The organism is Chryseobacterium sp. MEBOG07 (genome assembly GCF_021869745.1).
Lineage (GTDB): Bacteria > Bacteroidota > Bacteroidia > Flavobacteriales > Weeksellaceae > Chryseobacterium > Chryseobacterium viscerum.
Window position 1 is genome coordinate 264,393 of record NZ_CP084579.1, and the last position, 12,436, is coordinate 276,828.

The following is a 12,436-nucleotide window of genomic DNA, read 5'->3' on the forward strand; positions in this document are numbered from 1 at the left end:
AATCTCTTTTTTAGACTTGATTATGTTTGGTTTTAAATCATTAAACTTATTACTGAAGAGAATCTTAATGCTTAATCTTGAGTCGTATCATCAAAGTTTCTCTTTTCCACTTTTTTTACCGGCTTTTTGGCATCTATCTGCTCTAAAAGCTTTAGACCCAGCAATCCGCTGATTCCCCCGTTTGCAGAGTCTCCTCCTCCGATTAGGATATCCGGCATTATCTTAACATTTTGATTGGCAATAGATTCCATTACTTTGAGTTGGGTAAAGTTGTCTTCACCCATTGCGTCTACCGACAGCTTATAGGCTTCCGCATTGGATTTACCGATGGCCAGGATTTTTTCGGCTTCCGCATTCCCTATTAAAGAGATCTGTTCGGCATTGGCTTTGGCAAGCAATCTTGTTTTTTCAGCTTCCCCATTGGCTTTTTTCACAGCTGCTGCGGCAACACGTTCTGCAATCAATACTCCCTGATCGGCCGTTACGATTTCTTTTTGGATATCTGCAACTGCGGTTTCCTTTTCAAGGCTTTGGCGGGTTTCCTGTGCCAGTTTCTGAACCTCGAATGTTGTCTTTTGTTCTTCCGCGATCTTCCTGTCTGTGAGAGTTTTCATTAGTGTTTCAGGAGGAACAATATCTCCAATCAGCGTATCTACTGCGGAAACGTTGTACTGTTCCAATACATTGCTGATATGCTCTCTTGCCGATTGCTGGCGTTCTTTTCGGCTTCCAAGGAAAGCGATCACATCGCTGTCCTGAGCAGAATTTCTGAAGTAATTCCCAATGGTAGGTTCTAAAACCTGCCCCACCAGATTCATCATATTTCCGAAGCGGGCGATTACTTTTGGAGCTTCATTGGATGGAATGTGAATGATCTGGGAAACATCAAGATTGAACGGGAAGCCGTCTTTACTTCGTACTGTGATTGTTGAAAGATTTTTATCCAGCTGATGAGATTCACTTCTTGCCGAGGCCCAGTTTAATACAAGGTTTGTCGTAGGAACCAGCTCTGTCTTCATAATGTATGGGTTGACAGGATATTTACCAGGTCCTAGTGCTTCTCCCCAGACTCCCTTGCAGCCTTTTTCGACAATATTTCCATGCTTAAATTCTATTCCGCTTAGATCTTTTCCTTCATTTCCTACATAACTTATGACAACTCCTACAGAACCTATTGGAATTTCAGTCATTTTTACCATTTCCAGAATAACAAACCAGGGGTTTAAAAAATAAGAGCCGGCTAAAATAACCTGCTCCTGCAATCCTTTATACCCTCCATTATTCAAAAAAGAATCTACATCCTGAAACTTATTATGTTCTTCCACTATTTTCCCCGCGATCTTCCCTTCTTCCAAAGGTTTTCCTTCTAAAGTAGTAATAACTCCGACTGCATTATCCGGAATCTGCGTCATATCCGTTAATGAAACTTCAAATAATAAAGTATTTATCCGGTATGATCCCGGTGCAATGACTGCGGTCTGCCTTCCTTTTCTTCCGCCGGTTTTTAGAAAAGCTTCTGCGTCCTGAAAGGAATCGCATTCTACTTTTCTTGCCAGAATTCTTCCTGTTTCCAGCTCTCTCCCGTCTCTCGCTAAAATTAAACCTATCTTTCCTGTCGGAATAATTGTAAAAGGCTGAAAATGGATAGAATACTGCCATATCCATTTCCAAAAGTAGATCCCCGGAGCCAAAGTCTGGGCCTGAAATCCTGCTTCACCGTTTGTGGCTATAATTCTGCCCTCCGGTAATTCCTGCTTTCCAATTAATACAAATTTCTTAGTGACCAGTCCTATCTTATCTTCGGGAATAATGACCAATCCGAAGAATACTCGTAAAATGAGTTTATAAAATAAGAGGCTTCCAATGATAACAACTGCTGGTATTAACCAAGCTGATTGTAAAATGTTTTCTATTTCCATGATGTTTATTTTGTTTGTATTCAAATATCATTGGATTTTAAAATATAAAAGTCTTGCCGCAGTATTTTTTAGTCTGATAAAAATCTTAAATTAGTCTCATAAAATAAAGCCCATGAAAAAGGACGATATTCTGCATCTTGAGAAACTCATGAATTTTTTAAGCCGGCAATTTTTAAAGAAAAACCATTGGGAAGATGTTACCAAAACAGAATGGTCTTATGTCTGTGCTGAGCTGAATGATCTCATTATTAATGATCTTTCAGAAAAAGGAATAAAAAAAGAACCTGATCTTCTGGGAACCAATTACCTTTATGAACACCTGATCATCAATAAACTGAAAAAATTCAGGCAGAATGAAAATGCTGTTCCGAGCAGACCCAATCTTGCTAAGCTAAGCCAGATTGTCAAAGTTTTGGGGTATTCCAATTATATAGATTTCATTAATTCTAATACGGAATCATTCAATTTCAATGATCTCAGAATTGATATGAATAATATAAACCAGAATACCGCTCTTTTAGACCGTTTAGTGGGCTGCTGGTATTCATACAATAGAAACCTACCCGACAACCCTTTGCTGGCAAAAGAAGACCGGATATGGCGTTCTGCAATGGAAATTTATAAGTCTGAAACAACCGGAGAGTATTTTATTGAAAGAAGCGGTGGTGACCAGCATAAGTATTTTGGTAAGGTAACAGCATATTCTGATTATGTTTTTATCATCATGAACAGCAATACTTTTATCCGGCAGAGACATTTTATTTCAAGAATAAAAGATATTAAAGAAAAACTTAAGAACCCAGACTATAAACTCCACGAAATCCATTTCATAAGCACCTGTATAAGTTTCAATCAGGAACCGATTGCTTTGTTTGAAATCTTCCGAAAAGCAGACAGAAAAAACTTTATTTCAGATTCTATCAGCTTCCCGATTGACAGTGATGAGATTCCTGAATCGATCATTAAACAGCTTGAAGACACTGAATCTAACAGAATAGATTACAGATAATTAAGAATTAAAAAAGACCTTAGCATTTTTGAAAGCTGTTGCAACGGATTTAAAACTGTCATCTCACTGGATCAATAACAATAAGAAACATCATTATCAATTCATATATACACCTCCCCGGAACAAAACTGCTCCGGGGATTACCATTTTTCTCCTATGCTTTGAATATATTTAACCTTTAAAAATCAATACATTACAGCAATATTTCTCTAAATTGAGAGTTCTAATTATGAATCCTCAATCCTCTTGCTATGGAATATTATGAATTGTATGAAGTTTTGAAAAGTCATTTTGATTCCGGAAAAGCGATGATTGAAATAAAGGAATTGAATGTTAGTATTGAAGCCATTTCTTTTGAGTCCAAGGCTTCTGAGCTTCTTTATGGTCCGGAACATCAACGTTGCGGCCAACACAATAAACAACTAAAAATCAACGAAAAAGAACACCATTTTCATGATCACCCAGCTGTAGACATCAACGATTTTGATATTGAATGCAATAAAAGATTTGAATATTATATCCTTAAGAGGTCTGATGTGGAAACAGCGAAAGGATGTATTTTTTTCTTCCATGGTTTGAATGAGAAGAAATGGGACAAATATTTACCCTGGGCCTATGAATTGGCTCAAAAAACACATAAAGCCATTATCCTCTTTCCCATAGCTTTTCACATGGACCGGGCAGAACCTATCTGGAGTAACCGTCATCATATGATGGAAGTGGTAAGTTTTAGAAAGAAAAAATTTCCAGAGAATACGAATTACTCTTATGTGAATGCCGCGATAAGTTCCAGGCTGGAGGCTCATCCACAAAGAATTTTTTGGTCCGGGCTTCAGACCTACTCGGATATTACGGAGGTCGTAAAAGATATTAAAAACAATAAAATCGGAAGCATTTCTCCTAATGCAGATCTGGATTTATTTGGATATTCTATTGGGTCTTTCCTTTCTCTGATCATCAAAATGGCTGATCCCAATCATTATTTCACCCAATCCAAAGTTTTCTGTTTTTGTGGAGGAATGACGATAGACCGGATGTTTCCGATATCCAAATACATTATGGATACACAGGCTGCCATTAAAATGCAGTCTGTTTTTACCGAACTACTCAGCTCAGATTTCAAATCGGATACCCGTCTGAAACATTATCAGAATGAAGGTTTACATCCTCAGGAAAGCTGGTTCAAAAAGATGCTCCGTTATAATTATTTTCAAAAGGAAAGGGAAGAAAGAATGCATGAAATTCAGTCTCAGATAAAAGCATATGTCTTGGAAAAAGACAGTGTTGCTCCTCCGATGGAAGCTTTAAATACTTTACAGGGAGGCTACAGGAATATTAATGTTGACGTTGAAATTAAAGATTTCCCGTATGAATATTCACATATGGTTCCATTTCCTTTGACCCATAAACACAAGAAAGAGGTTACGGAAGCCTTTCATCAGTTTATAAAATCTGCCAGCGATTTTTATAATTCTTAGTTATTATTTATAAAAAAGAGACAGAAATAGTTTAAAAATCAATAATATAAGATCCATGGTGTTTGTTTTTGGAGTGATGAGGAAGCATGATCAAACATCTTCCTTCTTTATCAGCTGACTAACCAGTCTTTGAAATCTTTCACGCGATCTCTGCTTACCGTAATCTCTTCTTCGGGCTGAAACTCCATATCTACTTTATAATAAGGCGAAGTATGGATGTTTTTGATGTAATCTGAGCTGATAATAAACTGTCTGTTGACGCGGAAGAATTTCTTTTCATCCAGAACATCTTCCAATTCATCAAGGGTAAAATCTGACGGATATGTACGGTCTCCTGTCTGAAGATATACGATTTTATTCTCACTGAAAAAGCAGCTTATTTCCGGTGTCTGTATAATTTTAAGGTTGTACCCTATTTTAACCAAAACCCTGGAAAGAGTAGACTTTTCTTTTCTGATCAGCTGTTTTATATCCTGAGAGCCATTCGTGTCATTGGCAGGAATGAATGATTTAAATTTCTCCACCGCTCCTTCAAGATCTTCATCAAGAATAGGTTTTAAAAGATAGTCAATGCTGTTCAGCTTAAATGCTTTCAGTGTGTACTGGTCAAAAGCTGTCGTATAGATAATGAATCCTTTGGTAGGAACTTTTTCAAAGATATCGAAAGACAATCCGTCACCCAGAACGATATCAGAAAAGATCAGCTGCGGGTGTTCGTTTTCAGAAAACCAGGCTACGCCTTCTTCTACTGATTCTATTTTGGTAACCACCTCAATTTCAGGAAATTTACTCAGCATTCTTTCTAATTTCCTTGAAGCAGGTTTTTCGTCTTCTATAATGACAGTTTTGATCATCGATCTTTAATTTTGGTTTTTAGATTTTAGAAAATAAAGTTAGATAAAAGTGGGCAGATTTTAATATTTTATCGGCTTTTTCTCTTTTTCAAGCTCTTTTTCGATCATATTTCTTTCCCATTCAGAATCAAAAAGAAACAGTTTTGATGCTTTTATAAGGATGATAAATCCCCAGATCCCAAGGATGGTATATCTGTCAAACAAATTGAAGCTGATAATCTTTTCTCCAAAAATATCATCGGGAATGATAAGAACAGCAAAAATTGCAAAAATAAAAAGGCTTTTATAGAATCTTTTGATACTTCTTGTTCTTGTAGCAGCTGTTTCGTAATCCATGATTGTATAGGTTTTTAGTTATTTTATTCGTTTATAATGTTTTTATTTTCCCTTTTTCTTCTTTCTCCATCAGTTCTTTTATTTTTCTTTCTTCCCAGCCTTTTCCTATTCCGAATACCCCTACTGCATGAAATGCAATACCAATTCCCCAGCCCATTGCCGGCCATAAAAACCATAAATATCCCGGAGCAGTCAAAAGATTTAATATGGCTAAAAAAGGAATCACCAGGCAATAAGAAGTAAGGTTTCCATAGAATTCTTTCAGTTCTCTTACTCTTCTTGAAGCTTTTCTGTAAGCAATTGTTTCTTTATTTGGTAAAATTTCCATAATGTTTTGTTTTAAAGGTTAATTTGTTTTTTCTTGAGTCAAAGGTAGGTCAGGAAAAAGCTCAAATCAATTTTATATTACTGAATGGTAGAAAATGCTATCCGAATGGTAAAAGCCTGTCATTAATAGATAAACGGGATCAGTTTCTTTGTATTTTTCCTGTATTCTATGTATTCATCACCGAACTTTTCCACCAAAGCCTGTTCTTCGATTTTAATCCTGTAAGCAAAGGCTAAAAACGGTGGTACAAAAGCGAAGATTAATGACAGCCAGTTATTCAAATACAAACCAAGCCCAATGGAAGTCAACAAAGAAAAAGCGTAGGAAGGGTGTCTCAGAAATTTATAAAAGCCTTCTTTTTTGATCTGATGATCCTGTCGGATGGTAACATCTACTGTAAAATATTTTCCCAGTGATCTGATGATTATATATCTGACAATAATTCCGATCAGAATAAAAAGCTCTCCCAGATAAAGAATCCAGCTGCCATCCACCATCGGAAAATGAGTATAAGTAGAGATGATGATTGAGGTTGCAATAGAAAAAGGGATGGCCAGCCATAGAATATTCAAGGTTGATTTATCCTTGTTCTTTTGGTCCTCTTTACCAGATTTCAGCATGTTTTTATAGAGAAATTCACTGAGAAACCAGGCAGCCATTGAAATGTAAAATAGTATGGATAAGGTGTTCATTTTTCAGTTTTTTTAAGGTTAAAAGGGCAAAATTGCAAAGCAGCTTTATAAGGATTGCTTTTTACTATTTTGTGTCTAATGATTTTTCTGTTTATCCATCAGCTCTTTAATCTTCTTATCTTCCCATTTTCTGATAAAGTTAATCTGAGGCACAAAAACCGTAACGGCATGTGCCACAAGCCCTATTCCCCAGAAAGTGGCTGTAAAGAAGTTTTTAAACTGAAAATAACTTTCTCCAGGCTTCAGATGGTTATAATTATACAAAACGATCATTACATTCACTGCCAAATAGGCAAATAGATGTCCGTAAAAGCCGCGTAGTTTTTCTACCTGTCTTTTGGCGCGTTGATATTCAATATCATTTTCATCAAATGTTTCCATCGATTTATTTTTTTTGTTTGTTCATTATTTCACGAATCTTTTTTTCCTGCCATGAATCTCCTACTCCAAACACCTGAAAGGCGTGGGAAGCAACCCCGATTCCCCATCCAAGAACAGGAAACCAGAACCATTGCGTTCTGCTGCTCGTAAAAAGATTGATAAAGATTAAAAAGGAGCAAACCGTACAATATGAAATCAAGTTCTTATAAAATCCTTTGATCTCTTTTACCCTTTTCTGTGCTCTTTTGTAAGCCGCAGTTTCATCCTCAGGTTCCGAACTGGAAACATGAGGCTTAGCTAAAAGCATCGGAAGTTTCACTTTAAAATAATTTTCAGATTTTTCTATAAACACATTCCGGTCCGTAAGCAGGGAATAACGCTGTACAATATTGGAAAGACCAATGCCTGAGCTTTCTTTGATCTGTTCTCTTACCTGTAAGTTGTTCTCAATACAAAGCGTATTTCCGTCTGAAAAAATTCTGATGATCAAAGGTTTTGATGATGTAGCAAAATTATGCTTGATACAATTCTCTAACAGCAGCTGTAAAGCCAGCGGAACAACATATTTCTGATAGTCTTCCTTTGGAACATCAAACGTAAAACCTACGCTGTCTTCAAACCTGGTTTTTAACAGTTCACAGTATGTTTTGGCAAATTCTATTTCATCTTCCACCGTTACCAGCTCTTTATCTTTCTGTTCAAGTACATACCGGTAAATCTTTGACATTGAAGCAGTAAACTTCTGAGCCTGTAGTGGGTTTTCATCAATCAAAGAACTTAAGACATTCAGAGAATTGAAAAGGAAATGAGGATCCAGCTGATTCTTTAAACTTTCAAACTGAGCGTTTGCCGACTTAGCGATAAGCTTCTGCTCTACTACTTCTTTTCGGGAAGTCTTCTTCAGTTCTTCCATGAAGCTTCTGGCATGAAGAAATGCTGATATCAACAATGCAATATTGATCGTAAACCAGTTGAGGAAATTATATTTTCCCCAGAAAAACTCTTCTGTAGTCGCTGCTTTTTGAATGAGTACAAAATTGACATAATTACAAAAATAGACGAGTACAAAATTGGCTACAATAATAGAAACAATACTTATAACTGCTCTTTTAGTAGTAGCTTCAGACCACGGAATTCTTTTATTCAGAAAGCTATTCAGCATTCCGTTTCCTCCTCCCAATACAAAAGAATAAATAAAAGAGATAAGTATGGTATAAAAAAAGTTTTCAAAATTCTTTTCTTCTGTAAAAACAAAAAAGAAAAACATCGAGACTGTAAGCGATACCCAGAATAGTATGATAAAATTTTTCCGTTTCATGATCTTTTTTCTTGACTCAAAATTAGCTTTTATTAAAGGTATCAAAAATTAATTCTTACCGAGAGGCTTATTTTCTTCTCCGAATGGTATAAAAAAACCTTCACGAATGAAGGTTGATTTTGTATATGAAAAGTAGAAATAGGACTATTTCGCTTTTTCAGCCGGAAGGCTAATGAAGTAATCCGCTTCTCCTTTTCCCCAATTAGGATCTAAAGCTGTTTTTGTTTTGTAAGCTTTAAATTTTGCCTGAGCATCTTTGAACATTTCCAATCCTTTGGTTTTACTTCCTCCGTACTGTTCAGGAGTAAAATAAATATCTTCTGCTTTGATAAGAGCGATTCTTGGATTCGCAGGCTCTAATTTCTCTGCAATATTAAGTTCTTCGGCAGCTCTTGCACCGTCTGTCATATATCGCTGCTGGGGATTTACCATCATTCTAAGAGAGTAAGACATTTTTCTCAACAGGTGAATTTCTGCATTATCTGCTCCTGCAAGATTCTGAGCCATTGACAAATGTTTCTCAGCCTGGTCTGCAATACCATCCAGTTCCTGCATTTTTCCGTCTCTCATCAATGTTCTTCCTTTCTGAATATAAGAAAATGCTGCATAATAAGCCGGAAGCCATTTGGAACTCTCTTTACTTCCTATTCTCTGGAAATCATTGGCCAGTGTTTGGAAATCTTCAGCCGTTTTGCAGGTTTCAATTTTGGCAATTTTCTCAGACATTATTTTGTCGTAATCGGCCTGTGCAAAAGCAGTTAAGCTTATAAAAGCTAAAGCAAAGCTTAAAAGGTATTTTTTCATGATATCAAATTTTAAAAGTTAGTTATGTTTGTTTGTCCTAAGTTATGTTTTTTATAAATTATTATTGATGGCATCATCGGTTTTATCCACCCCAAAGCTTATAAATGCTCCTATGAACACAAAAGTATTTACCGGAGGAACGACTGCTGAACTTCTGGATCCATCCGCAGAAAAGTTATAGCCATATATATTCTTTGATCCTAAAATATTACTTACACTCAATACAAATACAGGAAAAGCCTTCGCATTTTTCTTACCAATATTAGGCAGGTAATTGATACTGAAGTTCAAAGCATTGTAATCTTTCATTCTACCTTCGTTTCGGGTATAATTAACTGCTGTTCCATTCTCAAAAGTAGAAGCAATATCATAATAGGGACGCCCTTTTGCATATGTGTATGATAGATTTACCCCAAGTTTCCATTCCGGAATAAATCTTTTTGCGACAGCTGAAAGTGTATGTTCAGCAGCAAAACTTGGTTGAAGGCTGACCGGATAATTGAGAAAATCTCTTTTGGAATCCAGGAATGAATAGCTGATCCAGTAGTCGATATTTTCAAACGTTTTTTTGTTGTCTCTCCAGAAAAATTCAACGCCTTTTGCATAGCCATACCCACTGTTATTCAAAGCAGTCTGAATCTGCTGATTCTGTTCTTTATTCGGTGTTACATTAAATGTTTTGATCAACTGGTCATACTTTTTATAAAATGCTTCCAAACGTAACGTTCTGCCTTCTGAAGCTCTTTGAACCTGAAAAATATAATGCTGTGATTTCTGGAAACCAAGATCTGCAGGACCATTGATATATTTACTTTCAGGATTCTGATAAAAAAGACCGTAAGCTAATGAAGTTGTCCAGTCTTTTGCCAGACGATAAGCGATAGCAAAACGCGGGGCAATATTGCTCTTTCCTAAGAAAGATGAATTCTCTGCCCTTACTCCGATTTTCGCAGACAAAGCATTACTAAAGCCAAGGTCTGTTTCTACAAAAGCCGAAGAGATTAAATCTTTATAATTTTTCTGTACTTTTTCAAAGTTTAGATTTTCATCGGTATTATTCAGTTCAAAACCTCCTCTTACAGCACTGATTTTGTTGATCTTTCTTTCCAGGACCGCTTTAAAATTCAAATAATTTCCATCGGTAAGAAGCTGGCTTCTGTTGGATTCTACCTCATTCGTTTCTGTAGAAAAATGAAGATCTGATTTGTTGTAAGAATAAGACCCACCTACATTCAGAAGGTATCTTCCAAATTTCTGTTTAAAAGACAGATTATGAAACGTATTTTTACCATTAAGCTTTACCAGACTGAAATCATATCCAGGTTCAAGACTTTCTGATCTTACTCCCATTTTATTGGAATTGAACATCCCGTAATATTTGAAAAAGCCCCCTGATTTTGTTTTGAATCTAAAATTCATATCCCCATTAAGCCCTTGTGGTGCTTCCACAAAATCGGTATTAAAATTCAGGACTTTCTGCATCAGGCTTAAAAGAGAATATCCTGCTGTAGCTCCGTAGGAATAGTTTTTATTGTCTCCCAGCTTCTGAAATCCGGCACTCAGGAAAATAGGCGATATACCAAGGCTATAGGAACTTTCATCCGGAAGATCAACACTTTCCAGCATCAAAGCACCTGAAAGAGCCTGCCCATACAATGCAGAATAGCCACCACTTGAAAATATATTCCCTTTGAAAAGAGAAGTATTGAACTGATCCCTTCCTGCAATTCCCGGAACAGAGTTAGAAAAATAATTGTTGATAAGGCTTCCATCCATAAAAATCTTAGATTCAGTGCCTGTACCTCCACGAATAAACAACCCTTCAGTTCCTCCTACTTTCTGTACCCCAGGAAGATAGGTCAATGCTGAAGAAATCTGTCCGTCTGCTCCTGCGGTGGTATAAATATCAATTGGGGAAAGCAGTGCAGTCGCTCTTTTCTTATCACTGGCTTCAATAGAACCTGCAGAAACGACTACCGCATCAATCTCGCTGATCTGTTCTTTAAGATCTACATTCAAAGAAACATCCTGGTTATCAATAGTGATTGTTCTTTCTATGTTCTCATATTTCGGATGGGTAAAGGTTATTATGTGAGATCCTTTTTCTGAGGTCTCGAAAGAAAAGTTTCCCTGGGCATCGGTGGTAGTACCATCATAGGTATCCTTCAGGGTTACATTTACTTCACTTACTCCTTTATTTTTAAAGGCTACTTTTCCTGAGATTTTCACTTGTGAATATCCCATTATGGAAATGATAAGGAAAATCAGAAGCAGTAGATTTTGTCCTTTTGTTTTCATTGTTATTATTTTCTGAGTCAAAAATAGGATGAGAAATGCCTTTCTGGAAAAAAATTTTGACCGAAAGGCATTCTTTTGTTACCGAATGGTAATTAATGGATTGGAATGCAAAAATCCACGATCATTTTTCCTTCCGGATGTTCTTTAAAGTTGGAATGATAGATTTCAAAAGGAAGGGTTCTTCTTATGCTGTATTTATTTTCATTCATCCATAAAAATAAAGAAACCCAGCATTGTTCAAAATCGTCGAGGGTAACTTCACCACTTCCTACAATAAATCGTCCGGCATCTATGGTTTCGGCAAATACTTCTCCCTCCTGCTGTGCCAGTTTTTCATCCAAAAGCATACAGGCGTGAATCCTTACTTTATCCAGAGGTGTTATTTTGCAGCTGTCATGATACACTGAAATCATCTTGACGTTTTCCCTTGGGAAAAGAGCTTTCTTACTTGCCCAGTCTATTAAAATATTGAAGGAAGGCTCCACATTTGCAATTCCCAGGCTCATCACTGCTGCCAGATTCATTTCCGGCATTTCTTTTACTTCGATTTTTAAATTCATGTTCGTCCAATTTAATAGGTTTTCGATATTGCAAATGTATTGGCTGAAAACTGTATCAATTTGTCCGTTCTTGCTTTGTGTTTGTAAAATCTTGTGAAATATTTTGGGAGCTGATTTACGGAATTCTGTAGGAGGCAGACCGTAATGTTTTTTGAATGTTTTGCAAAAGGCTGAGTGGTTTGAAAATCCAAGATTCCAATAGATCTCTTTGATCTCCATATGTTTATACAGCGCCAGATGAAGAGCGCTTTTCTCTATTTTCTTCCTGATAATGTAACTCTGAAGGGTTTCTCCTGTAATCTGCTTAAATATTCTGTGGAAATGAAACGGTGAATAGGCACTTATCTCTGAAACCTTTTCCAGAGACAAATCTGCATCAATATGATTATCAATATATTGAATTGTCTTTACAATTCGCTTTTTATACTCTTCCAATTCAAAATTGTTAGTTAACAAAGA

The 12,436-nt window shown here is 36.4% G+C and carries 12 protein-coding genes; 2 read left to right on the forward strand and 10 right to left on the reverse strand.

The annotated features are described in order from the left end of the window. Positions 1 to 71 precede the first annotated feature (71 nt). The gene (locus LF886_RS01250) at positions 72 to 1,919 is read right to left on the reverse strand and encodes an SPFH domain-containing protein (RefSeq protein WP_103231841.1); all 1,848 of its coding nucleotides are present in this window, start codon (positions 1,917 to 1,919) and stop codon (positions 72 to 74) included. Between the two features lie 112 nt (positions 1,920 to 2,031). On the opposite strand from LF886_RS01250, the gene LF886_RS01255 reads away from it, so the two are divergent. Beyond that, positions 2,032 to 2,928 (forward strand): hypothetical protein, encoded by an 897-nt coding sequence (locus LF886_RS01255; protein ID WP_236852292.1) that lies wholly within the window; start codon positions 2,032 to 2,034, stop codon positions 2,926 to 2,928. 251 nt (positions 2,929 to 3,179) lie between these two features. Next, complete coding sequence (locus LF886_RS01260; protein ID WP_236852293.1) at positions 3,180 to 4,406, forward strand: DUF6051 family protein; 1,227 nt, start codon at positions 3,180 to 3,182, stop codon at positions 4,404 to 4,406. A 110-nt stretch (positions 4,407 to 4,516) separates the two neighbouring features. Here the strand turns inward: LF886_RS01260 and LF886_RS01265 are convergent, their stop codons facing one another. The 9 genes from LF886_RS01265 to LF886_RS01305 all read right to left on the reverse strand — a co-directional run bounded on the left by LF886_RS01265 (position 4,517) and on the right by LF886_RS01305 (position 12,412). Next, the gene (locus tag LF886_RS01265; RefSeq protein ID WP_236852294.1) at positions 4,517 to 5,260 is read right to left on the reverse strand and encodes a LytR/AlgR family response regulator transcription factor; all 744 of its coding nucleotides are present in this window, start codon (positions 5,258 to 5,260) and stop codon (positions 4,517 to 4,519) included. A 60-nt stretch (positions 5,261 to 5,320) separates the two neighbouring features. Beyond that, positions 5,321 to 5,596, reverse strand: coding sequence for a 2TM domain-containing protein (locus LF886_RS01270; RefSeq protein ID WP_236852295.1), 276 nt, complete (start codon positions 5,594 to 5,596; stop codon positions 5,321 to 5,323). A gap of 31 nt (positions 5,597 to 5,627) precedes the next feature. Further along, entirely contained in the window at positions 5,628 to 5,924 is a 297-nt protein-coding gene (locus LF886_RS01275) for a 2TM domain-containing protein (protein WP_236852296.1), read from the reverse strand. A 122-nt stretch (positions 5,925 to 6,046) separates the two neighbouring features. Continuing rightward, on the reverse strand, positions 6,047 to 6,616 hold the full coding sequence (locus LF886_RS01280) for a methyltransferase family protein (RefSeq protein ID WP_236852297.1): 570 nt from the start codon (positions 6,614 to 6,616) through the stop codon (positions 6,047 to 6,049). Positions 6,617 to 6,691: 75 nt separating this feature from the next. Next, positions 6,692 to 6,997 carry a 2TM domain-containing protein gene (locus LF886_RS01285; protein ID WP_236852298.1) on the reverse strand — a complete coding sequence of 102 codons (306 nt, stop codon included), beginning with the start codon at positions 6,995 to 6,997 and terminating at the stop codon, positions 6,692 to 6,694. Positions 6,998 to 7,001: 4 nt separating this feature from the next. Then, a complete protein-coding gene (locus tag LF886_RS01290; RefSeq protein ID WP_236852299.1) occupies positions 7,002 to 8,315 on the reverse strand; it encodes a 2TM domain-containing protein in 1,314 nt (437 codons plus the stop codon). Between the two features lie 144 nt (positions 8,316 to 8,459). Beyond that, complete coding sequence (locus tag LF886_RS01295) at positions 8,460 to 9,119, reverse strand: hypothetical protein (protein WP_236852300.1); 660 nt, start codon at positions 9,117 to 9,119, stop codon at positions 8,460 to 8,462. 51 nt (positions 9,120 to 9,170) lie between these two features. Further along, the gene (locus LF886_RS01300; RefSeq protein WP_236852301.1) at positions 9,171 to 11,417 is read right to left on the reverse strand and encodes a TonB-dependent receptor; all 2,247 of its coding nucleotides are present in this window, start codon (positions 11,415 to 11,417) and stop codon (positions 9,171 to 9,173) included. 92 nt (positions 11,418 to 11,509) lie between these two features. Beyond that, the gene (locus tag LF886_RS01305) at positions 11,510 to 12,412 is read right to left on the reverse strand and encodes a GyrI-like domain-containing protein (protein ID WP_236852302.1); all 903 of its coding nucleotides are present in this window, start codon (positions 12,410 to 12,412) and stop codon (positions 11,510 to 11,512) included. Positions 12,413 to 12,436 lie beyond the last annotated feature (24 nt).